The sequence below is a fragment of the Chroococcidiopsis sp. CCNUC1 genome (genome assembly GCF_023546805.1).
Taxonomy (GTDB): Bacteria; Cyanobacteriota; Cyanobacteriia; order Cyanobacteriales; family Chroococcidiopsidaceae; genus Chroococcidiopsis; species Chroococcidiopsis thermalis.
On record NZ_CP097480.1, the window covers coordinates 223,308 to 245,457 of the forward strand.

17 protein-coding genes, 1 tRNA gene and 1 pseudogene are annotated in these 22,150 nt (G+C 46.0%); 11 read left to right on the forward strand and 8 right to left on the reverse strand.

The window, feature by feature from the left end:
• Positions 1-483: 483 nt before the first annotated feature.
• From M5J74_RS01090 to M5J74_RS01125, 8 genes are all read left to right on the forward strand, one after another.
• Positions 484-972: an NAD(P)H-quinone oxidoreductase subunit N gene (locus M5J74_RS01090; protein WP_015152303.1), complete on the forward strand. Its 489-nt coding sequence runs from the start codon at positions 484-486 to the stop codon at positions 970-972.
• A 101-nt stretch (positions 973-1,073) separates the two neighbouring features.
• Complete coding sequence (gene ldpA / locus M5J74_RS01095; RefSeq protein WP_250015006.1) at positions 1,074-2,231, forward strand: circadian clock protein LdpA; 1,158 nt, start codon at positions 1,074-1,076, stop codon at positions 2,229-2,231.
• A gap of 49 nt (positions 2,232-2,280) precedes the next feature.
• The gene (locus M5J74_RS01100; protein ID WP_015152305.1) at positions 2,281-4,044 is read left to right on the forward strand and encodes a R3H domain-containing nucleic acid-binding protein; all 1,764 of its coding nucleotides are present in this window, start codon (positions 2,281-2,283) and stop codon (positions 4,042-4,044) included.
• A 224-nt stretch (positions 4,045-4,268) separates the two neighbouring features.
• A complete protein-coding gene (locus M5J74_RS01105; protein WP_106166886.1) occupies positions 4,269-4,886 on the forward strand; it encodes a DJ-1/PfpI family protein in 618 nt (205 codons plus the stop codon).
• A 62-nt stretch (positions 4,887-4,948) separates the two neighbouring features.
• Positions 4,949-5,020 (forward strand) — tRNA-Gln (locus M5J74_RS01110).
• Between the two features lie 186 nt (positions 5,021-5,206).
• Entirely contained in the window at positions 5,207-5,992 is a 786-nt protein-coding gene (locus M5J74_RS01115; protein WP_250015008.1) for an HAD family hydrolase, read from the forward strand.
• Between the two features lie 97 nt (positions 5,993-6,089).
• Entirely contained in the window at positions 6,090-7,349 is a 1,260-nt protein-coding gene (locus M5J74_RS01120) for a DNA double-strand break repair nuclease NurA (RefSeq protein ID WP_015152308.1), read from the forward strand.
• Between the two features lie 220 nt (positions 7,350-7,569).
• Positions 7,570-8,316, forward strand: coding sequence for an SDR family oxidoreductase (locus M5J74_RS01125; protein ID WP_015152309.1), 747 nt, complete (start codon positions 7,570-7,572; stop codon positions 8,314-8,316).
• Positions 8,317-8,479: 163 nt separating this feature from the next.
• Here M5J74_RS01125 and M5J74_RS01130 read toward each other — a convergent pair whose 3' ends face one another.
• Together M5J74_RS01130 and M5J74_RS01135 are read right to left on the reverse strand one after the other, a co-directional pair.
• Positions 8,480-9,283, reverse strand: coding sequence for a RodZ domain-containing protein (locus tag M5J74_RS01130; protein ID WP_041462308.1), 804 nt, complete (start codon positions 9,281-9,283; stop codon positions 8,480-8,482).
• 31 nt (positions 9,284-9,314) lie between these two features.
• Entirely contained in the window at positions 9,315-10,094 is a 780-nt protein-coding gene (locus M5J74_RS01135; RefSeq protein WP_015152311.1) for a pseudouridine synthase, read from the reverse strand.
• Between the two features lie 178 nt (positions 10,095-10,272).
• Between M5J74_RS01135 and M5J74_RS01140 the strand changes: the two genes are divergently transcribed.
• Positions 10,273-10,980 (forward strand): DUF2993 domain-containing protein, encoded by a 708-nt coding sequence (locus tag M5J74_RS01140; protein WP_250015009.1) that lies wholly within the window; start codon positions 10,273-10,275, stop codon positions 10,978-10,980.
• A 32-nt stretch (positions 10,981-11,012) separates the two neighbouring features.
• Here the strand turns inward: M5J74_RS01140 and M5J74_RS01145 are convergent, their stop codons facing one another.
• Positions 11,013-11,900: a phosphatidate cytidylyltransferase gene (locus tag M5J74_RS01145; RefSeq protein WP_015152313.1), complete on the reverse strand. Its 888-nt coding sequence runs from the start codon at positions 11,898-11,900 to the stop codon at positions 11,013-11,015.
• A gap of 85 nt (positions 11,901-11,985) precedes the next feature.
• Complete coding sequence (gene cbiT / locus M5J74_RS01150; protein ID WP_015152314.1) at positions 11,986-12,588, reverse strand: precorrin-6Y C5,15-methyltransferase subunit CbiT; 603 nt, start codon at positions 12,586-12,588, stop codon at positions 11,986-11,988.
• A 292-nt stretch (positions 12,589-12,880) separates the two neighbouring features.
• Between cbiT and M5J74_RS33205 the strand changes: the two genes are divergently transcribed.
• Positions 12,881-13,087 (forward strand): hypothetical protein, encoded by a 207-nt coding sequence (locus M5J74_RS33205; RefSeq protein WP_015152315.1) that lies wholly within the window; start codon positions 12,881-12,883, stop codon positions 13,085-13,087.
• 28 nt (positions 13,088-13,115) lie between these two features.
• Here the strand turns inward: M5J74_RS33205 and M5J74_RS01155 are convergent.
• Positions 13,116-14,179 (reverse strand): annotated as a pseudogene (locus M5J74_RS01155) (TrkA family potassium uptake protein).
• Between the two features lie 234 nt (positions 14,180-14,413).
• On the opposite strand from M5J74_RS01155, the gene M5J74_RS01160 reads away from it, so the two are divergent.
• Entirely contained in the window at positions 14,414-15,694 is a 1,281-nt protein-coding gene (locus M5J74_RS01160) for an aspartate aminotransferase family protein (protein WP_371933985.1), read from the forward strand.
• Positions 15,695-15,725: 31 nt separating this feature from the next.
• Here the strand turns inward: M5J74_RS01160 and M5J74_RS01165 are convergent, their stop codons facing one another.
• From M5J74_RS01165 to M5J74_RS01175, 3 genes are all read right to left on the reverse strand, one after another.
• Positions 15,726-17,825: a M3 family metallopeptidase gene (locus M5J74_RS01165; protein ID WP_015152318.1), complete on the reverse strand. Its 2,100-nt coding sequence runs from the start codon at positions 17,823-17,825 to the stop codon at positions 15,726-15,728.
• A gap of 147 nt (positions 17,826-17,972) precedes the next feature.
• Positions 17,973-18,488: a chemotaxis protein CheW gene (locus M5J74_RS01170; RefSeq protein WP_015152319.1), complete on the reverse strand. Its 516-nt coding sequence runs from the start codon at positions 18,486-18,488 to the stop codon at positions 17,973-17,975.
• A gap of 107 nt (positions 18,489-18,595) precedes the next feature.
• Positions 18,596-22,078 carry a hybrid sensor histidine kinase/response regulator gene (locus M5J74_RS01175; RefSeq protein ID WP_250015015.1) on the reverse strand — a complete coding sequence of 1,161 codons (3,483 nt, stop codon included), beginning with the start codon at positions 22,076-22,078 and terminating at the stop codon, positions 18,596-18,598.
• Between the last annotated feature and the right edge of the window lie 72 nt (positions 22,079-22,150).

Below are 22,150 nucleotides of genomic sequence, written 5' to 3' on the forward strand. Positions count from 1 at the left end.
GAGAGAATTTGCTCCGGCACTGTCTAGCTTGAGTAGGACTTAAGTAGCAAGCTACTTAGTATCCATTCTTGAGAACCTGAATAGTTCTCTAGATTTAGCTTCTCTGAGATTTCATCAACCCACGTTCTCAGAATCCAGGGAAGCCCTAGTAAGGCAATTCAACTGCCTCACGCGCCAGACTGCCACTCATGAGCTAAAAAATGTAGTCAGACACTCACAAACAAATAGCTTGCCTCTTAGAGGGTCTCATCCTCTTCCCGAAGGACTCCAGCAAGCTGTCAAAAACAATTAATGAGTTTTGTCTAGCTACCTTGTTTGGTCACGATCTAACAGTTTAAACTATGCGATCGCAAATGACAACTGTTGACAGGATTTTTTTCAAGGCGATCGCCAATCGCTAATAACTGACAACTAATAACTGGCAACTGATAACTGGCAACTGAATATTAAGATAAGAATGGAATTAAACAACAATACTTAACGATGCCACTCTTTACTACTGGTAGCAAATTAATTCGCGACTTAGAAAAGCACGGGGCGCTGGGCGTTTACGCTCCGCTAGAAGGTGGGTTTGAAGGTCGTTATCGTCGCCGCCTACGTGCTACTGGCTACACAACCCTGAATATTACTGCTAGGGGGCTAGGAGATGTATCGGCTTATCTAACTGGAGTTCATGGCGTGCGTCCGCCACATCTGGGGAAGAAGAGTGTAGGTCAAGGGGCAGCAGTGGGATATGTTTATTACCTGCCACCAATAGTCAGCTACAACTTGGAACAACTCCCACCCAAGTCTAAAGGATTAGTACTGTGGATTATTGAAGGACACATTCTCTCGAATCAAGAAATTGAATTTTTGGTCAATTTGCCTAGCCTAGATCCGCGAGTAAAAATCGTCATAGAAAGAGGAGGAGAGCGCTATTTTCGCTGGCAACCTCTCCGAGATACCCTTGCACCTAGCTACCAAGCCGTATAAATACTTATTTGTCGTAAGAGCAAAAAATTTGGCGATCGATAAACAACAGAAATTAATCGAGGAAATCTTCTTTTTTATCAGTTGCACATTAGCATAGAAGTGTGACTGAGATTGACAACGCCTTACGCTCATTAAAGGAAGGTCACTGGTTCAAATTGATTTGCGGAGCCAGCTACCAGCATCTGCCTGCGGTAAGAAATCTTAGCTTAGCGTATACTCTGGCTGGTGCTGATTGCATTGATGTGGCAGCAGACCCATCTGTAATTGCGTCAGCGCAAGCCGCGATCGCCGTGGCAAGTACGTTAATGGAAGAAGCTCGACAGCGCGGCTTTGGCAGTCGAGGAAAGTTGCCTTGGTTGATGGTAAGCCTCAACGATGGCGAAGACCCACACTTTCGCAAAGCAGAGTTTAATGCGGTTGAGTGTCCCTCACAATGCGATCGCCCGTGCGAACGAGTTTGTCCTGCCCAAGCAATTGTGTTTCATCCCCCCAAGGACGATTATTCTCAAGTTGTCTCTTCTGGAGTTATATCGGAAAGTTGTTACGGCTGCGGGCGGTGCTTGCCTGTTTGTCCGCCGCAAATTATTTACACTCGCTCTTATGTATCGACACCAGGAGCGATCGCGCCGCTCGTACTTGCAACTGGTGTCGATGCGGTAGAAATTCATACCCAGGTAGGTAGAACAGCAGAATTTAAGCGTTTATGGTTAAGTATAGCTCCCTGGATCGAGCGCTTGAAACTTGTGGCAATTAGCTGTCCTGATGGTGATGGGTTAATAGAATATCTCCACAGCCTGTATCGTCTAATTTCTCCCCTTAAGTGTCCGATAATTTGGCAAACTGACGGGCGACCGATGAGCGGTGATATTGGCGACGGTACGACCTTAGCCGCCGTGAAATTAGGTCAAAAAGTCTTGGCAGCTGGCTTACCTGGATACGTTCAACTTGCAGGTGGAACGAACAGTTATACCGTTGCTAAGTTGCAGGCGGTGGGAATGTTAAGTCAAAAGTCAAAAGTTAGAAGTCAAAACAATGACGACTCCCGACTTCCGAATTCGGAATTCATTTCAGGAGTTGCCTATGGCAGTTATGCCCGCGTTTTGCTGTCGCCGATTTTGCACCAATTAGAACAAATGGAGGTAAATCCAGCCAATGAAAGAGCGATCGCCCGCTTGGAAAACGTACCGGAATTACTATGGCAAGCAGTAGAACTTGCCTATTCGCTGGTATCTCAACTGAAGTCTATGGAGTTGCCATAGAAAATTGCTAAACCTTCTCGCTATTGTTGACTGAATAGCTCTAGCCAGCATGACAAAAACAGACGATCTCCAGAAGTTGTTAGATATTTTGCCACTAGACATTAAAAATGTTTTAGAGCAACACCCACAACGGGACAGCTTAATTGAAGTGGTGATGGATTTAGGTCGTCGCCCAGAAGCTCGTTTTCCCGATCGCGCCGAGTACCTTGCTGAGTCTGGCATTTCCCACGATCAAATTAGATATAGCATACAGCGCGTGGGACATTTTGGTGGTGATAATCGGGCAGGACTGGCGCAAACTCTGCACCGGATTAGTGCGATTAGGAACCGTGCTGGCGATATTATCGGTTTAACCTGTCGTGTCGGACGGGCTGTCTTTGGCACGATTGGCATGATCCACGATTTAGTAGAAACCGGACAGTCAATTCTACTATTAGGTCGTCCTGGGGTGGGTAAAACCACAGCTTTGCGAGAAATTGCCAGAGTGTTAGCCGATGACTTAAATAAGCGTGTCGTCATTATCGATACTTCAAACGAAATTGCAGGGGATGGAGATGTTCCTCATCCAGCCATTGGACGGGCGCGACGAATGCAAGTATCGCGTCCAGAATTTCAGCATCAAGTGATGATTGAGGCAGTAGAAAATCACATGCCAGAAGTCATCGTGATTGATGAAATTGGTACGGAGTTGGAAGCTCTAGCGGCTCGTACCATTGCCGAACGGGGCGTACAACTGGTAGGAACGGCGCATGGCAATCAGATTGAAAATTTGATCAAGAACCCGACTCTATCAGATTTAGTGGGTGGTATCCAGTCTGTCACTTTAGGCGATGATGAAGCCAGACGGCGGCGGACGCAGAAAACTGTTTTAGAACGTAAAGCTCCACCAACGTTTGAAATTGCCGTGGAAATGCTGGAAAGACAACGCTGGACGATCCATGAAAGCGTTGCTGATACCGTCGATGCTTTGCTGAGAGGACGCATACCAAATCCACAACTTAGAACTGTCGATGCAGATGGTAAAGTCACGATTGTACGGCAGTCACCTACGCCGCTTCGGGGAGTAGGGCAAGATGGCTTTGGGCGGGGCTACGAGGTGGGCAATCCCAGGCAAGAGGAAGAATCGAAACTATCACCCACTATGACTGTAGGTGGGTGGCGTTCGACTGGACGAATGATCCCACTCGCTGCCGTACCAGAACCAGCCACGCGAGAACAAGAGTTCGAGCGCCTGTTGGATGAATCTCTGGCTCGAAGCGATCGCTTTAACAGCGATTTGGCGGTGAATGCGGGTCCGAATGGGGAAGATTTACCCTTGCATATTTATCCCTACGGTGTGAGTCGCCACCAGTTAGAGCAAGCAATCCAAGTGCTGAGTTTACCCGTGGTACTGACGAAAGATATTGACAGTGCCGATGCAATTTTAGCTTTGCGATCGCACGTCAAAAATCAGTCTAAGTTACGTCATGTCGCTAAGGCGCGTCACGTCCCAATCCACACGCTCAAGTCAAATACGATTCCACAAATTATCCGCACGTTGCGGCGGTTGTTGGATATGGACGAGCCAGTCGTACCGGACGAACGGGAACTGAGTTTATTCATCCAAAATGGCAGCGAGGACGAACTCGATGCTTTAGAAGAGGCTCGGTTAGCAGTGGAACAAATCGTCATTCCCAAGGGACAACCCGTGGAGTTGTTACCCCGTTCGGCAAAAGTGCGGAAGATGCAGCACGAACTGGTAGAACACTATCGTCTGAAATCGGATAGTTTTGGTGACGAACCAAATCGGCGCTTGCGGATTTATCCGGCGTAATGCCTTTTTTGGTAAATGTAGGGGCGCACAGCTGTGCGCCCCTACCAGTTCTGTATTTCACCCAGTTGAATACAGCTTTACGCCTCTAACAGATATACCGCGATCGCTTTGTAATAGCTGAAGTTGGCTCATCTGTATATTTTCAAATGTAACGCTATTGTGTGAGTGTAAAAGCAATTGTATGAGCGATCGCCAAGTCCTCTCACACCCATACTGAGGTAGATATGACACAGCGAAGGAACGTTGCTATCTTAATTTTTGATGAGGTAGAGATTTTGGACTTTTGCGGTCCCTACGAAGTCTTTGGAGTGACGGGAAAACGCAATGGCTCTGAGCCTTTCAACGTCTACACGGTGGCAGAGGAACGCCGACCGATAATCGCTCGAAATCAGTTAAGCGTTAATCCACAGTACACTCTCCTCGACTGTCCGCGATCGCATATCTTACTCGTGCCTGGTGGCTTTGGCACGCGGCGAGAAATGCACAATTCAGCTTTAATTGACTGGATTAAAGAACGCTCTCAACAAGCAGAGTTATTGCTTTCCGTCTGTACGGGCGCGTTACTTTTGGCTAAAGCTGGTTTGCTGGAAGGACTTACAGCTACCACCCATCATGGCGCGATCGATTTACTCAAGCAGGTTGCACCGAATACACAAGTTAAACCAGATAAAAGGTTTGTAGACAACGGCAGCATAATTTTATCGGCTGGAATCTCAGCAGGGATTGACATGTCGTTGTATGTAGTCGCTAAGCTTTTGGGAGAACAACAAGCGAGAGAGACTGCGGAGTACATGGAATATGACTGGCAGCTAAGTGGAAAGTTAGAAAATTATCTGGAATAGCCGTAAAAGTTCTTGACACAATAGCAGTAGTAACTGCTATCATGGTTAAGGCTAACAAACGATGGGGCGTAGCCAAGCGGTAAGGCAGCGGGTTTTGGTCCCGCCATCCCTAGGTTCGAATCCTAGCGCCCCAGTTTAGATCTTAATTCTTATTTTGAGGCTTCCTGTAGGGGTGAGCTGGGGAAGCTGAGGAGGCTGGGGGAGAAAGAGTAGGTTGATTTCCCTTGCATAGAGTTAAGCAGCGTTTTTGTGTAGAGATTTTCTGTTATTGAAGGGCTAGATGGGCTAAGCTTGCCGTTGGAATCTCACAGTTGGGAAAAATGAGTGTAAACGCTCCCACGATTTTAGCTCTGGATTTTGATGGCGTAATTTGTGACGGTCTACCAGAATATTTCGCTACGGCTTGGCGAACGTACTGCAAAATTTGGTTACCATCTTCTCAAACCCCACCTGAAAATTTAACATCGCAATTCGATCGCTTGCGTCCGGTAATTGAGACGGGTTGGGAAATGCCAGTGTTGATTAGAGCTTTGTTATCCGGGGTGACAGAAGCAGAAATATGGCAAAATTGGAGTGCGATCGCGCAAAAATTCTTGCAACAAGATAACTTAACTGCTGCTGAGATCGGTAAGAAATTGGATGCAATTCGAGATGAATGGATTTCTACCAATCTCGATAGTTGGCTAGACCTGCATCGGTTTTATCCAGGGGTTTTGGAAAGATTGCACTCATTGATTGATAGTCCGGTTAAACCGCTGATTATTACGACTAAAGAAGGGCGTTTTGTCGAGCAACTTTTGCAACGGCAAGGTATACAATTACCCAGTCAGTCGGTTTTAGGCAAAGAAATCAAGCGTCCAAAATATCAAATTATCAGAGAGTTAATTGCGATCGCCACTCAAACACCAGTCGTGTTCTGGTTTGTGGAAGACAGACTCAAGACTTTGCAACTCGTGCAACAGCAAGCAGACTTGGAAGATGTGAGACTTTTTCTAGCTGATTGGGGATATAATACCTCAGCCGAGAGAGAACTGGCGCAGCAAAACCCCCGTATTCAGTTGCTATCGCTGGCTCAGTTTGCTGAAGATTTTTCGGCTTGGGGCTAAATTGTAAATGATGATTTTTGAATATTTATCATCAAAAACTCACAAAAAATAAAAATTGAATATAAGCTGACTAATAGCCGAAAGCTTATAGCTCGATATGCTCGATCTGACAAAAGTAGCGAAGGCGATGCAAGGCATCAGCCAACATTTAAGCACGGAAGTAGCTGCAAGTCGCCAACGGTTGGAGTTGGCGCAAGATCTCATGACAGCAGCTTACAAAAATCAAGCAGAATTGATGCAGCGACAAAAACAGTGGCGCGATCGCATTTTATTCAGCACCGCTGTACCAATGGAACCGCTTAACACCTGTATCGATCTACCAGTACCACCTAAAACTCATACCGTTCTCGCCACGGATGGCTCGCAGATTGCTCCCAATCATCACGAAATCGCTTATTGTTATCTACTCAATATCGGTCGGGTAGTCTTGCACTACGGACAAAATCGCCAACCTTTGCTCGATAGCCTACCAGAAGTATTCTACCGTCCCGAAGATTTATATATTTCGCGTCAATGGGGTATCCGCACTGAAGAATGGATGGGTTATCGTCGTACTGCTTCTGAAGCTACCGTGTTGGCTGAGTTGGCTGCTGCTGTGGTAGGAAGCAGGGAGCAAGAGGACAAGGGGACAAGGGGACAAGGGGGACAAGGAGGAGAACGACCAATTACCAATTACCAATTACCAATTACCACTCCTACACTAGCTATGGTCGATGGATCGTTAATCTATTGGTTTTTAGAACAATTGCCTTTAGAAGCACGCGATCGCATTTTGCCACCAATTTTGACGGCTTGGGAACAGCTTAAAGCCTTGAGTATTCCCATCATGGGTTATCTCAGCGCTTCTCGTAGTATGGAAAGCTTGAATTTTTTACGTCTGCAAGCTTGCATTCATGAAGTACCAGACTGCGCCAGTTTTTGTCCGAATCAAATTGAAAAAGTTCCTTGTCAAGTCCTCGAACCATTGCGGGATGCAGCACTATGGTCGATTCAATTGCAGCCAGGACAAAGAAGCACTTTATGGCGTAGTTCTGCCCGCATAACAGAATTATATGGAGATTGTACAATCTATTTCTGTTACGTACATGTCGGTACGGAAATTGCACGGGTAGAAGTTCCGGCTTGGGTAGCAGAGGATGAAGCTTTATTTAATCAATCTTTAGGTTTGATGTTAGCTCAAGTACAGAAAGGCTATGGCTACCCTGTCGTGTTAGCAGAGGCGCACAATCAAGCAGTTGTAAGGGGAGGCGATCGCGCTCGTTTCTTTGCGATGCTAGAACAACAAATGATCAAAGCAGGCTTGAGAAATGTCGGAATTTCCTATAAGGAAGCGCGTAAGCGCGGCAGTATTGCTTAATATCTATCATTAATAGCTTAACTTCTATTAGAGTATGACAAACTTATTTCAGTTGTGGCGATCGCGCTGATTTTTTGCCATGCTATAACAGCAAACAAAGCAAAATAAAGCTCGCTTTAGATCGTCTCGATTGAAATTTATGACATCACGAGATGGAGCTACTGAATTGTATAGCGTTGGATCGATGTAGTTAAGCCTAGACAAGAAAGGATTTGAGACAATGACAACAAAGCCAGTTACTTTCATTACAGGTGCAAATAAAGGAATTGGAAATGAAGTTGCACGACAGCTTGCCCAGCATGACTTCACTGTTTTGATTGGTACACGTAACGTACAACGTGGAGAAGCAGCAGCAGAAACACTCCGTGCTGAAGGATTTGACGTTCATTTTGTACCAATTGATATCAATGATGAATCGTCAATTAAAGATGCTGCTGAAACTGTGGCTAGACAGTGGAAACAAGTTACTGTGCTGATTAATAATGCTGCTGTCAATTATGATTTTTCACCAGCAACTCGACCATCTACGCTGAGTGTAGATGTTCTCAAGGATACTTTTCTCACGAATGTTTTTGGTGCATTTGCAACAATTCACCATTTTCTACCGTTACTCAAGCAAGCTGGAACAGCACAAATCCTGAAACCACAAATCATAAATATTTCGTCAACACTTGGTTCCCTAACTTCTCTCAGTGACCCAGAACATTATTACTACGGAGTTAATACCGTTGCTTATAACTCTTCCAAATCTGCACTTAATGCTATAACTGTTGCCTTAGCAAAAGATTTAGTAGAGGACAAAATCAGCGTCAATTCTATTTGTCCTGGTTGGGTAAAAACTGACATGGGTACAGATAATGCACCGCGTACTGTCGAACAAGGAGCATCAATTATTGTCAAACTTGCTACGATGGAGAATCCACCCACGGGTAAATTTCTCGACGATGATGGAGAAATTCTGTGGTAGCTCCTCCTGTCATGAATTCTAATAGTATTGACATTTAAAAATGAAGCACTTGAATCGAATTTCTGTATCAATCGATCGGATATCGAGCGAGTGCTTTACTTGCGCGATCGCCAGTATTTAGTTAGAAATTACGAATTACGAATTACGAATTACGAGTTACGAATTAAAGTCTCTGATTATTCGCTCCAAATGTAACTTCTTGTACTTGTCCCGACTCTCCCAAGGGTTTAGCTTCTTCTTGGTTGTAATTAACCAATACCCCGCCAGCATTGCCAACTCTGAACGACAGGCGATTGTTAGCAGTCCAAGTACGCTGCGTTCCTTGAGGTAACTCGCCTTCAAAGGCTTTCTTCCCATCTGCAATTACCCGAATCCACGATTTTTCTTTAAAAGTCATACCAATTTCAACTGGCTTGGTTTGCTTTTTGGGAGTAGCAACTGGTTTGACTTTAGCTGGTGCTTTAGGCTTAGCGACATTAGCAACGGGTAAAGGAGGTTGTGACTGAGTAGTTTGACCGATTTGAAAGTCAGAATTACTCAATGTTTGAGACAAAATGCTGACTGCACCAATAATTAAAAGAATGTATATAGCGTAGAGATGAGAAGTTTGTAATTGAGCTGGAGGTAGGCTAACTCCTACTGGCTTCAAACTCTGCCGATAGTCTTCTAAAGGAAAAGAATCAGCTAATTCCGTACCATCTAGATCGAGTGCCTCGGCATATTGCTTAATAAAGCCTCGAATATAAACTGGCTCAGGTAATTTATCAATATTACCTGCTTCGATCGCTTGTAAAAAACTCTGACGAATTCGCGTTGTAGATTCAATTCGCTCTAGAGAAATTTGTTTGTCTTCTCGCCTGCGGCGCAGAGTAGCACCTATTTGCGCCAACTTTTCAGCTCTTTGTTGTTCGAGCGTCAAAACGATTGGTTCTTGTTGTTGCTGCTGTTGCTGTTTCCACCGCTTCATAGATTTATCTGTTGCACTTCTTGATAGCACCTTACACCTGCACCCTTGTTGTAGATTTGAGTTGATTTTGTAGTTGATTTTGTAAATAATCAATTTCGCGTTTTTCGAGCGAACGATAGCAACCTGGAGGCAAAGCTGCACCTGCGGTTGGTTCTAGTTGAATCGAACCAATTGTAGTTCGATGCAACTGGAGCGTGGGATAACCCAACTGTTCTGTCATGCGGCGAATTTGCCGATTTCTGCCTTCCCATAAAATGAATTCTAACCACGTGCGATTGGCATCGCGAGACAACACGCGCACTTGTGCCTTTCTGGTCTTTCTCCCCTCTAAAACAACTCCCTGTCGCCATTGTTTTAACACCGATTCTGGCGGATGTCCCGCAACTACGACTTGATATGTCTTGGAAATGTCATGACGGGGATGGGTGAGAGCAAATGTCAGGTTTCCATCATTCGTCAGTAATAATGCACCTGTAGATTCAGTATCCAAACGTCCGACAGGATGAATACCCTGACCTTGACGTAGATTAGGTGGTAACAGTTGCATCACTGTGGGTCTACCTTGGGGATCGTCACAAGTTGTAACTACACCAGTTGGTTTATTGAGCAATAAATAGATAGGCTGGGGACGATGAGGCGATCGCAAAGGCTTTCCATCCACTTCGATCGCGTCTCGGCTCGGATCGGCTTTATGCCCTAACTCTACTATCGCACCATTGCAGCGCACGCGACCGAGCTTAATCATCTCTTCCGCTTGCCGTCTCGAAGCGATTCCCCACTGAGAAAGAATTTTTTGTATCCGTTCCTCCATTTGTCGATCCTTAGACCCAGGTAATACCAATATATACGCTGAGAATTCGGAATTCGGAATTCGGAATTAATGCGTGAATGCGTGAATTTTGAGTTGCTCCCTCAGCTCCTTTACTACTGATAACCGAACAAATATTAACTACACTAATTTGAGCAACTGTTACACTGACATATTTCCCTTGAATCCGAACAACTTAGAGCAAGACAAGACCGCTAAGCATCGCCTAATTAGTAAAGTGCTGTCTCCGGCACTATGGCTGTTTGTCCGATCGCAAGTTGAGCAAGTATCTCATTTAGAGGTACAAATCGCCAGCAGCGATCGACAAATCCTTTCTGGTAGTATTCCCCGCCTATCTATCTCTGGCGATCGCATTGTTTATAAAGGTTTACATTTCGCAAAAATCAGCCTAATGGGGGAGGGAATGCAGACAAATTTACATCAAGTGATGAGAGGACAACCGCTGCAACTGCTAGAACCTATGGTTGTCTCTGGGGAAGCAATACTACAGGAAACAGATCTCAATGCTTCCCTGAAGTCGGATTTACTGTCTAGTGCTTTAACGGAGTTACTATCAAAATTAGCTTCTAGCAACAATGCTGTGCGAGGACAAATTGACTGGAAACAAATCGCGATCGCCCCAGGAAGCTTGTTATTGCAGGGTAATTTAGTTAATTCTAGCCACACTACACCTATTACTCTCAGGTGCGGCTTGCAGCTTTCTAGCGGTCGCAAATTGCTTCTAACTCAACCCCAACTCCAAATTTCTAACTCATGGGAAGAGTTAGAAAACTATGTTATAGATTTAGGTTCTCACGTCAATTTAAAAGAACTAACCTTAGAACCAGGACAGATTGTCTGTCGTGGTAGTATTACCGTCATGCCTTAATTAGTTATCTGCGATCGATTACCAATTACCACTCAATCTAATAACGGCAACAACAGAGTGACAAAATAATAAACTAGGGGGGCGGTAAAAACGTAACTGTCGGCGCGATCGAGAATGCCACCGTGACCTGGAATTAATTGTCCTGAGTCTTTAACCCCAGCATCGCGCTTCATCATGGACTCTGTGAGATCGCCTAACAAGCTGGTAATCCCGATTAACAATCCCAAAGCTATACCCGTCCAAGGCGAACCAGCCCAATGAAGAAACCAGCTGCCAATTGTAGCTACAGCTATACTACCAGCAACTCCAAATACAGACCCTTCCACAGTTTTTTTGGGGCTAATATCAGAAAGGCGCGTGCGTCCAAAAAATTTACCAATAGTATACGCTCCAATATCAGCTGCCCATATACAAAAAAAAGCTAGAAGAGTAACTGTCAAACCTTGCGGTAAAGCTGCAAAATTTCCATGCTTGATGAGATTAATAGTCGCTATATCTGGTAAGTAGCCATCGAATGGAATGTTGCTAACAGCAGGATTGCCCAGCGATCGCAATCTAATCCAATAACTCGGTAAATAACCGCAATAAAATAGTCCCAAAATAGAAGTAGAAATATCGGCGATCGAGGCTAATTTTGGTAAAAATAGGAGATAGAAACAAATAAACGTTCCTGCTACTGGCATCACGGCATCAGCCAAGTTAGAAGAAACTGTAGCGATCGCGAGTAAAGCCAAACTGACGACTATCGTTGTTTTCGCAGCAGGTGCAATTCCCTTGGCTCGGACTAACTCAAAATATTCTAGTTGACCCAAATAAACGATCGCCATAAACATAAAGGTAAAATACCACCCTCCTAAGACGCTGGCGGTTAGGGCAAGAGCGATCGCGATAATTCCACTAATAATTCGAGACCAAGGCATAGAGCAATTTTGGATTTAGGATTTGGAACTTTCGATTACAGACTTTGACTTCAATCCAAAATCTAAAATCTAAAATCGGATGGGATTAGTCTAGCTTTTCTCCACTCAAAATAAAAATAGGATCGACAGCAGCAAAGATTTGCTGATTACCTTTTTGCTCTAAGCGATTGACAGATGATTGCACGACATCGATATTTCTAGCATGTAACTCAGCTAAACCTTGAGAAATAGCATATAAACTTTCCAAATTCCCAGCAGTGGTAACGACTCTACCTTGTAGTGGCAGATATTGCCAAACAGCTTTGAGAATATCTTTGATAGGACGACCACCTTCAATACAAACTCGGTGCGGAGCTTGAGGTAAATTTGGTAAGCATTCTGGGGCGCTAGCTTCTACGACTTCAACATTTTTCACATTAAAGCGATCGCAGTTGCGACGGATCAAGCTAGCAACTTCGTCATCTCGCTCGACAGCAATAATCTGGGCTTTCGGACACAACAAGCTAATTTCAACTGGAATTGTCCCTGTTCCTGCGCCAATATCCCACACCAAGGAGTTTGGTTGTAACCGCAACTGAGAAATCAGCAATAACCGAATTTCCCGCTTACTCAAGGGAATTCCTGGCAAGCGCTCGAATAAATCGTCAGGGATACCTGGTGTAATATAGGGCCAGAGTTGGGAAGGCATAGAAATTAGATGAACGACATCAGCTTGCCCCAGCAGTAAAGGAAAGCTCTCAACAATAAGAACTTAACATCACTCGCACTTTAATACATAAAGTGAGGAGTAAGGAGTGAGTGGTGATGAGAGAAGTTCTACACTCCTTACCTCTTTCCCTTGTCTGTTGTTAAGTCATAAGGAGTAAGCAGGCGAAAACTGCTAGCAAAGATTGGGAAATCTGGTGGTTAACGAAAGGATACAACAGGTTAAGCTAACAAATGTCAACTTTGAATTAGCGTCAGTTTACACCAGAGGCAAGATGACAATTTGGGTTAACGAGCAGATCGATCCGTCTGGAATGATACACGCTTGCATTGCTTGCTGTGACGAAATGCAGGCGCAAGCTTGTCACGAATCCTACTTGCAAAATTTGACCGAAACGCAAAAAGAATCCGGTTGGGAAGCCAGACTGCGAACGGTAGAATCGTGGGACGACGTGCCAGTTAATGCTTTGAAATTGGACTAACGAGAAACGGTTATCCAGCAACCCACACCTAATGCTTGGGCGGACGGGGAGTTGCTGGGGGCGAATTGGTCCCAAAATTTGATTGAGCTGGCGCAATTGCTCTGCCGTCCCCATACAAATGAGTAAATCACCTGCCATTAACATAGTGTCTGCCGTGGGACCGCCAATTAAAGTACCATCGACGCGGCGGATTGCTAAAATTAACGCTCCAGTTTGCGATCGCAGTTTTGCTTCTCTCAAAGTTTGACCAATGCAGGGACACGCTGCCGGATCGAGGCGAAATTCCTCCATATACAGTTCCCTGTCTGCTCCCGTGAGGATGCCATCGACGAAATCTAATACTTGGGGTCTTAATGCCGCTGCTGCCATGCGTTTACCTCCCGTAATGTAGGGAGATACGACTGCATCAGCTCCTGCCCTTTGTAGCTTTTGTAAAGCCTCTCTCGTACTTGCTCTAGCGATCGCTCGAATTTGCGGATTAAGGGTTTTGGCTGACAGCACCGTATAGAGGTTTTCGGCATCAGAAGGCAGGGCTGCAACCAGACAAATTGCTCGATCTATTCGTAGTTGTAGCAGAGTATCGTCTAACGTCGCATCACCCTGGATTGCTACATAACCGAGCTGCCGTGCTTTTTCCACTGAAGCATCATCTAAGTCTACCGTAACAAAATTAGCCCCTTCAGCTTGAAATTCCAGGGCAATTTGCTGACCCGTGCGCCCGAAACCACATAAAATGTAGTGTCCAGAGAGCGATTTCATTAACCGCCGTTGCTGCCTCAATCGAATTCCTTCTTGAAAGTACCCTTGAATTACTGCTTCTGTAAAGCGATTGACGATGTAACCAATCGTAATCACTCCCATTAAAATTAGACCGATGGTAAATAATCGTCCGCGATCGCCCAACGGTCGAGTTTCACCATAACCGACGGTAGCTAGGGTAATTACCGTCATGTAAGCCGCATCTTCCCACGACCAACCTTCTATAAAGCGATACCACAGAGTCCCCAACAGCAAGACACCTACAAGCGCGATCGCCCCCGCTAGTAACTCTTTTTGAATTCGACGATATATTTTCTCTGGGGTTGAGTACAAGAGAGGGATTGGGTTTAGAGGTTACGGGCTAGGGAAAGAAAGTGAAGGGAGAAAATAGCTGCTCCCTACTTCAGGCTCACGAATGACAAATGACGAATCACAAATGACAAATGATAAATCTGAGCTAGTTTAGATTATGTGCGATCTGAGTCGGATGCGACGGAAAGTTTTAGGCATTGCTGCTAAATTGACAGCAGAAAGTTAAAAAATAAATTTTTGATTGAGGCGTAAATAGTGACTATAGATACTCTTATTTCTAACCATAACTTGTCAGTATCAGCTGCCACTGTGGTAAAATCCTTCGACTCAGACAACTTCAAAGAGTCAGTCATGGACACATATGCCCGTTTCCCGATTGCCTTAGAACGGGGTGCGGGTTGTCGAGTTTGGGATAGCACAGGAAAAGAATATCTCGATTTGGTCGCCGGAATTGCAACATGTACCCTGGGACACGCACACCCAGCGATGGTGGAAACAGTGACGCGCCAAATTCAGACGCTACACCACGTCTCCAACCTGTTTTACATCCCCGTGCAAGGGCAACTAGCACAATGGCTAGTTCAGCATTCATGTGCCGAGAAAGTCTTTTTGTGCAATTCTGGAGCGGAGGCTAACGAAGCGGCAATTAAACTAGCGCGCAAATACGCCCATACAGTCCAAAACATCGAGCATCCAGTCATGCTCACGGCCAACGCCAGCTTCCACGGCAGAACCCTAGCCACGATAACCGCTACCGGACAACCGAAATATCAGAAAAACTTTGCCCCCTTAGTCCCAGGGTTCCATTACGTCCCCTATAACGAGATTCAGGCGATCGAAGCCGCCATCTCAGAACTAGATGAAGGCGATCGGGCAGTGAGTGCAATTCTGCTCGAACCGCTGCAAGGAGAAGGCGGGGTGCGCCCCGGAGAAGTGGCATACTTCCAAGCAATTCGGCGGATTTGTGACGAAACCGGAATTTTACTAATTCTGGACGAAGTGCAAGCGGGAATGGGACGAACTGGGAAATTGTGGGGCTACGAGAATTTAGGCATCGAACCAGATATTTTCACTTCTGCCAAGGGTTTAGGTGGTGGTATCCCCATCGGCGCGATGATGTGCAAGCAGCATTGCGATGTGTTTGCACCAGGAGATCATGCCAGTACATTTGGCGGCAATCCATTTGCCTGTGCAGTCGCCTTGACGGTGTGCGAAACGCTCGCCAAAGAGAATTTATTAGAAAATGTCAGCGCCCGTGGCGAACAGCTCAGAACGGGCTTGCGGGCGCTGGCAGCCAAATATCCTGCCCTCATCACTGACGTGCGCGGTTGGGGTTTAATTCATGGGATGGAGTTAGCTGCCGACAGCGAAATTACCGCAGCGGATGTAGTTAAAGCGGCGATCGCTGAAGGTTTATTACTCGTGCCAGCCGGAGCAAAAGTGCTGCGCTTCGTACCACCCCTGATTGTTACCGAAACAGAAGTCAATCTTGCCCTACAAATATTGGAAAAGGCGATCGCAGCAGTGCAAGCATAAAGTAGGGTGGGCAACGCCCACCTCACAAAAACTATGCAGCCAAACCACTATGCCTCAACAAAGGCTCTGTACTCGGCTCTCGACCTCGGAAGGATTTAAACACATCCATTGGATGTTGGCTACCACCCAAAGCCAGCACGGTATTGCGAAATCGTTTCCCCGTCTCAGTCAGTGCCTGGGGATTATCTAATCCAGCTTCTTCAAATGCACCGAAGGCATCAGCACTGAGGACTTCTGCCCATTTATAGCTGTAGTATCCTGCAGCGTATCCGCCAGCAAAAATATGTCCAAAAGAACACAAAAAGGCATCTTCTGGTAATGGTGGTAATACGGTTGTCGTCTTGGCGATGCGCTGGCGTACGTCACTGGCTGTCTCCGTACCACCAGGCTGATAGCGATGGTGCAGTTCCAAATCGACTAAACCGAAGTGCAACTGTCGTAGCATTGCACTGCCACTCATATAATTGCGGGCAGCAATGAGTTTTTGGTAGTAATGTTCTGGCAAAGTCTCGCCAGTTTCGTAATGCTTTGCCATTCCCATCAAGGTTTCTCGATGGTAGCACCAGTTTTCCATGAACTGGCTAGGTAACTCAACTGCATCCCATTCGACGTTATTAATCCCAGCTGCCCCTGCATCGTCTACTTTAGTCAACATGTGTTGCAACCCGTGACCAAACTCATGGAATAAAGTCTCCACTTCGTTGAAAGTCATCAAGCTGGGCTTGCCATCAACAGGAGGAGTTTGGTTGCATACCAAATAAGCTACAGGTTTACGAGTGGCAACTGTACCCTCGTGAGTTGTCATTTTTGCCCGACCAATACAATCATCCATCCACGCACCGCCTCGCTTTTCCGCTGGACGGCTGTAGGGGTCTAGATAAAAATAGGCGATTGCTTCTCCTGTTTCGTCAGCAATCTGAAAATATCTCACATCTTCATGCCAAACTGGTGCTTGACCGTCCGCAGCAGTAACAGTCACCCCAAATAGCTTGTTGACTAGAGTAAATAGCCCGTCCAAGACTTGGGGTAAGGGGAAGTAAGGGCGCAGTTCCTCTGCACTAAAAGCAAATTTTTCTTCTCGTTGGCGTTCTGCCCAAAATGCAATATCCCAATGCTGCAAGTTGCTGCCCTCTGGCGCTCCCTTAGACGCGGCAAAAGTTCTCAAGTCTTCTAAATCTTGCTTTGCAGCATCGTAACTAGCGCGTCGCAATTCCTCTGATAAAGTCTCTACTGCATCTACGCTGGGAGCCATTTTACTAGCTAGACTTAATTCTGCGTAGCTATTAAACCCAAGCAAATTGGCTTTTTCGCGTCGTAGTTGTAAAATCTTTTCAATCAAAGGAGTATTATCTAAATCTCCAGAGGAAGCGCGACTAATAAATGCTCTATATAGTTTTTCTCGCAAATCCCGACGTTTGCCATGCTGCATGAAAGGCAAGTAACTAGGAAAATCCAGCGTCACGCGCCAAGGACCAATTTCCGGTGTTGCCTTTTCTTCCCCTGCGGCACGGGCGGCTTGCGCTGCTAGACTTAACCAACTAGGAGGTAAGCCTTCTACTTCATCTGGTGATGTCAATGTCAGGCTGAAAGCTTTGGTTGCGTCTAAAACGTTGTTAGAAAACTTCGTGGTAAGTTCAGCTAACTCTAATTGAATCGCATTAAAGCGATCGCGTTGCTCTCCTGCTAGACCTACGCCCGACAGCTCGGCATCTCGAATTGCTGCTTCCACAATCCGTTTTTGAGCATCTACTAAGGTATTCCAAGTTTCGCTAGCTCGTAATGCTTTAAAAGCTGCGTAAAGCGGCTGACTTTGACTAAATTTGTTATAAAACTCTACGACTTGTGGCTGTACAGTTTCGTAAGCTGTCCGCAGTTCCGGGCTATTCTTTACGCCCATCAAATGCCCGACAATACCCCAACTCCAGCGCAAGCGCTCTGACAAGCGATCTATAGGTTCTACCAACCCACTCCAGGTTGGCGTGACGTTTGCTGCTAAATTCGCTAGTTCTGATTCTAGTTCCGCCAGCAGTTGTGTCATGGCTGAAACCACATGCTCTGGCTGAATATCTGCAAATGGTGGCAATCCCTGACCTTTTAATAATGGATTGTCAACTGTAGCGATCGCACTCATAAGCGGTTCTACTTTGTATTAGTGTTACCTCCATTATCGTTAACACCTACAACTACCGCCGAGTGTTGAATGCCGTAAGCTGACATTGCTCGTCGGCTATGAGTCACTAGTGAAAATACCAAGAATGACGAATGACAAATGACTCACCTAAACAATTTCTACATTCCTGACTAATAGCAGTTGATCCACGTCTAACATGAATATTGTCAGTGGTGGTTCTGTTGCTGGAATCACGGCTACGTGAGTTGCAAAGCCGAATATATCGGCATTGCGGTAAGATTCTGGCAAAATGCGCACGCAAGACAAGGGTACGTCCATCAAAGTAGGAACTTGAGCAACGGGAATGGCATAAAGTTCTCTTTGTCTGTCTTGGACGAGCATCAAATAACCCCGCTTTGCTGGATCGAGATTGCCGCTAGACTGAAATAATCGCCGCTGGAGATCGACCACCGTGACTTCGCGATCGCTCAGATGAATCAATCCGACTCCATGTTGCCCGCTACCATAAACTACTGTCTGTGGCAGTACTTTTACAATGCTATTAATATGCAAAGCTAAGTTAAACTCGCCCATTTGAAACATCACGATTTTTATGGACGTAGCTGTTTCTTGAGCAATCTGTCCTGTAGCTTGAATTTTCGATCTAACTAGAGCGCTTGCCATATCAGTTATCAGTTATCTAGTTAACAGGGAGTAGGAAGTAGGGAGCAGGGAGCAGTTATCAGTGACCAATGACCAATGACCAATGACCAATGACCAATGACCAATGACTAAGGAGCAACACCTTCTGCCAGGAGTTCTTTAACGGCTGCTAAGAATTCTTGCTCGATGTACGGTTTGGTGAAGTAGTGTTTAGCGCCTAAATGTTTAGCTAGCTGTTGGTGTTTTTCACTACTACGGGAAGTGAGCATCACCACAGGAATTTTTGAGAGTTGTGGGTCTTGCCTACGATGGCTGAGGAACTCGAAGCCATTCATGTTTGGCATTTCCACGTCGGAAATTACAAGTTGGATAATGTGTAGATTTTGTTGTAGTTGGTTGATTGCCTCTCGACCGTCTCTAGCTTGTAAAACGCGATAATCAGCTTTTTGGAGAGTCAGCGCCAAAGTCTGCCTTACGGTAATTGAGTCATCTACCACCAGAACAGTTGGAGTCACAGTTTTAACTGGGGGAGCTGATGGAGTAGAAGTACTATCATCTGGCAGTTCCGCAACAGGCAAGCTGGGTAATGCGGAAACGTCACCAACACGCCGTCCGTCGCCAAAGAAGGATTGCAACAGCCCAGATACGTCAACGACTGGGATCAAACAACCATTACCCAAAATCGTACAGCCATAAATATATATTGGTGGCGCGATCGCGGGACTGAAAGGTTTAATGACGAGTTCTTGCTCGGTTACCAAGCGATCGACTTCAATAGCAATCAGCTGGTCGTCTTGTTCTAACAACAGAATCGGTGCTGCCCAGTCATCAGGGGTAGGCACAGTTGCCAAACTTTGATTTTGTTGAGTTTCCGGTAACGGGCAAGAATATTGCAGAAGTTGGGATAGGTGATAGGCAGGGACAATATGACCTTGCCAATGCAAAAATCTCTTGCCGCTACTGACTCTCACCTGATCGGGTTGGGGAATTAAAATTTCAGCAATACTGTCAGAAGGTAGCGCCAGAGCAGTGGAACCAACAAAGCAAACGAGTAGTTTGGCGATCGATAATGTCAGTGGAATGCGTAAGGTAAAAGCAGTGCCGCGCCCTGGTTCAGAGTTAAGCGTCACGCTACCTTTAAGCGATCGCAATTGGTCGCGTACCACATCCAGTCCTACACCTCGACCGGACAGCTGGCTGACTTGACTTGCTGTAGAAAATCCTGGTTCAAATAGCAATTCTAACAACCGCGATGGCTCGGCAACGGCTGCTTGTTCTGGAGTTAATAACCCCATGTCTATTCCTTTTGCTCGAATCCGGTCTAGGTTAACACCCCGCCCATCGTCTCGCACTTCAATCATCGTCTGGCTACCTTGGTGATAGGCACGAATTTCAATCGTCCCTTGCTCTGGTTTGCCCCGTTGTTGTCGATCTTCTGGCATTTCAATCCCGTGATCGAAAGCGTTGCGAACTAGGTGTACTAACGGATCGTTGAGTTTTTCTAGCACGGCTCGGTCTACTAAAACCCCCGTTCCGTTTAACTTGAGTTCTACTGGTTTGTTGTACGAATTAGACAAGTCGCGCAACATGCGTGGGAAACGGTTGAGAACTTCACTCAAAGGCAACATCCTCGCCCACATCAAGTCATCCCGCAAATGACTCAGCATTTGGCGTTGTCTTTCTAGCGTTTGACTAGATTGTCCTGCCAGTAACACCACGTCACCCACAGTTTCTTCCAATTGCATGATTTCTTCTAGAGTGGTTTGTACCAGGGAGTGTAACTCGCCATAGTTATCCATCTCCAAAGAATCAAAGCTTGTTTGTCCGAATGAGGCAAGTCCTGTAGGTGCGATTGCAGTGATATTTCCAGAATTAGATTTTCCTACGGCACTACTGGATAACCCTCTATAGCTCTGAGGAGCGACTAACATCTGGTCGGCAAAATCTCGCAAGTTATGAGCGATTTGTCTGAATTTAGCAAAACGACGCAGTAAAGCAACGATAATTGCTTGCATTTGATCGTTTTGCAGTGCCAGACTGTTGCGGTTAATTGCCAATTCACCAACTAAGTTGTTCATTCGTTCCAGTCGCTCTAGGTCAACGCGCACTGAAAGCTGAGATAGCTGAGGAGTAGCAGCCTTATTACCAGCTTTACTTGTTTCTGGTGCTTGGCGTGCTACCCCAGAAATTTTAAGTGGAGCTGGATTGCTAGGGGCGATCGCGGTAGTCTTTTCTACAACTGTCGGTACCTTGGGTGTGGTTGGTACTATAGAAGCCGATCGCCCAGTCGGTAGGGCAAGATCTTCTAGTGGTGGTAGATTGCCAAATATCTGCTCGACTGATTGAATTGCGTCTGATGGATTTTCCTGAGCGCTGCGATCGGTGGCTTTTTGCTCAGAAGCAGCAACGACAGCAGGCGCAGCTGGCTCTTCTGCTAATTTCAAGTCACCAAAAATATCATCTAGTGATGGAATAGAGGCGCTATCTGCTTGAGGTACGGCGCTTGGCGAGGCATCTGCGATCGCGCTGTCTTGACCGATACTACCGAAAATATCGTCCAGATTGGGAAGCGCTGTAATTTCGGGCGTAGTTGCAGGGGTAGCAATCGGTGTTGCGGGGACATCAGTTTCTACTAACGTACCAAATACATTCTCTAAAGATGTTTGTGCAGTTGGAACTGCCGTCAAATCGCCGATTGCATTTAATGCGCCAAATATATCTTCAACCGTTGAGTCAGGAATTGCTGGCAATGGCATAGATGCCAAATCTACCTCTGCCAAAGCGCCAAAAACATCGTCCACTGGCATGTTGAAAACGGCTGGGGCAGCTGCCTCTACTAGTGCTGCTAAAGCTGGGGAGAGATTGCCACCAGATGTGCGATCGCCTGCCATCACTGCTTGTCTACCTGTCTCAAAGTCAGCTAGAGCGAGTTGAGCAATCTGTAAAGCTTGCTCTGGATGAGCGTCGATTGCGGCGATTGCGGTAGAGGCGATCGCGCCGAATCCTGGCAGGTTTAACAACTCGGCAATACCTGCAAATACTTCTGCTTGCGCTCGTAATTCTCCCGCAATTTCTTTACCTGTGGGATCGGTTATGACAGCCGAGAGTCGCTCGATTCCCTGGGCAACATCCACCTCAAAAATCGAGAGTGCAATATCTACCCCTAGATCGATAGAGCTAGGTAACTCCGCCGCTCCTTTCAAGAAATTTCCTATACTAGATTCGATCCGAGCAAACACTGGCTCTGCTGTTGCCATTGCCTGCTCGTTGTTGCACTGACCGTTTTCAATCTGCTCGATTAATGGTAAACGCAGACAGTCATATGCTTCTAGTAACAAGCCTTCTACTTCGGCATTAATATCTAACTCTGGGTTGTGCAACCCTTTAAAGATATCTTCTAGGCTATGAGCTAGGGTTTTAATCGTGTCTAGACCAACACTCGCCGCCCCTCCCTTAATTGAGTGAGCAGCCCGCATCATGTTATGAATTTTGGCGGTGCTGCGTTCCGTTCTGAGCGTCAGCAATTCCTCTTCAATGAGCTGCAATAGCTCTGGAGCTTCTTGAATGAAGAATTGATAAGCCTGGTCGCGAATATCAGAGTCGATCGCCATACAGAATAGGGAGTAGGGAGTAGGGGAAGATAAGTGGCTAGTGGCTGGTGACTAGTGACTAGCCACTAGCCA